The sequence below is a fragment of the Actinomyces sp. HMSC075C01 genome (assembly GCF_001812965.1).
Classification (GTDB): domain Bacteria; phylum Actinomycetota; class Actinomycetes; order Actinomycetales; family Actinomycetaceae; genus Actinomyces; species Actinomyces acetigenes.
Genome location: NZ_KV810959.1, coordinates 1 through 1245, shown reverse-complemented (window position 1 = coordinate 1245; position 1245 = coordinate 1). Strand labels below are relative to the sequence as shown.

Sequence of the window (1245 nt, the reverse complement as noted above, 5' to 3'; positions counted from 1 at the left end):
ACGGCTTCGGCTAGCCCTGTGAATAAGCCTCCTTCTCCCTACTTGTCGGACGTAATTCTTCCTGATCCGTCTTGATGGTGGGGGTGTTTGGCTCGACGGCGTAGAGATGAAGGACGAATGGTGGGTTGGTTAGAGTTCGGCGGCTTTGTTGAGGATGGTGGCTTCGTCTTGGCCGGTGTTGCCGCCATGCTGTGGTGCCCAGGTGCCGTTGTTGCAGGTGAAGGTCAGCCAGAGGTCGTCGCTGGAGGGCTCCTTCTTGGCTTCGTCGTTGAGCTTGAGTGTGGTGAGTCCTGCGGCTTGGCAGTCGGCGACGGTGTGGATGACGGGTGCTGCTGCCTCGGGGGTGAGACCTTTGCGCTCGTCGGTGGCCAGGCCGGTGACGGACAGGGTGGTGCCGTCGAGGTCGATGGTGCCGGTGGGGCTGGCCTGCTTGGCGGCGGTGATGAGCTGGTCAAAGGGCGGGTTGCTGAACTGTCCGTCGATTTTGGCAGTGGAGGTGACCTTCCAGCCGTTCATGGTGAAGGTCTTGGAGGATTTCTTCATGCCTGGTTGGGTCAGGGTGGTGGGGAGTGTGGTGACGTCTCCGTAGTCGATTGTCGGTCCCTGATACTCGTCGATGTTGCCGGTGAAGGTCTTCGCTTCTCCGACGGGGGTGAGTGCGCGTTTCACGTCGGTCCGGATTGCCTCGGGATCTCGTTGACAGGAGACGTCGACGTCGATGGTGCTGCCCTTGGCGTTCCAGGACACGGAGATGACGAATTCGCCGCTGTAGTGGGGTACCTGCTGGAGTGTCTTCTGGCGAGTAGAGGCCAGCAGGTTGGCGGCCGCCTCCGCACTGGTGTTGTCCTTGAGGCGCACGTCCAGTCGGACGTCGTTGCCTCCGAGGTCGGCTGAGGCCTCAGTGGTTTCGGCGGAGATGACGTCCGGGCTGCTGGAGAGGTGCTTGGAGGCTGTGCTGGCAACGCGCCGGACTTGGAAGCCATCCGGGCCGCTGTCGGGGTGCACGGTGATGTCGATCAGATAGATGACACCACCAATGATCACCACGAGGACGACCAGCATCACCCGGATGGCCCACCGCCCCGCCGACCTGCCTGACGACGGTTTCCTCCGGCCGACAGAGGCGTCGTTGCCCGAGTTGACGGCCGGGACTTCGTCTGCGCCGACGCCTCCTCTTGGCGCTGGTATGGTCTGCTCATCCGCCATCGGTACCTTGAGGCTTATTCACAGCATCCGTCAAAAGTG

1 protein-coding gene is annotated in these 1245 nt (G+C 62.1%); it reads right to left on the bottom strand.

Annotated elements, in window-relative coordinates; genetic code table 11:
* Positions 1 to 129: 129 nt before the first annotated feature.
* Positions 130 to 1062 carry a hypothetical protein gene (locus tag HMPREF2883_RS02400; RefSeq protein WP_371080238.1) on the bottom strand — a complete coding sequence of 311 codons (933 nt, stop codon included), beginning with the start codon at positions 1060 to 1062 and terminating at the stop codon, positions 130 to 132.
* Positions 1063 to 1245 lie beyond the last annotated feature (183 nt).

Excerpts from the sequence above, each read along its gene's own strand:
- HMPREF2883_RS02400 (WP_371080238.1), bottom strand. The coding sequence starts at position 1,062 with ATGCTGGTCGTCCTCGTGGTGATCATTGGTGGTGTCATCTATCTGATC.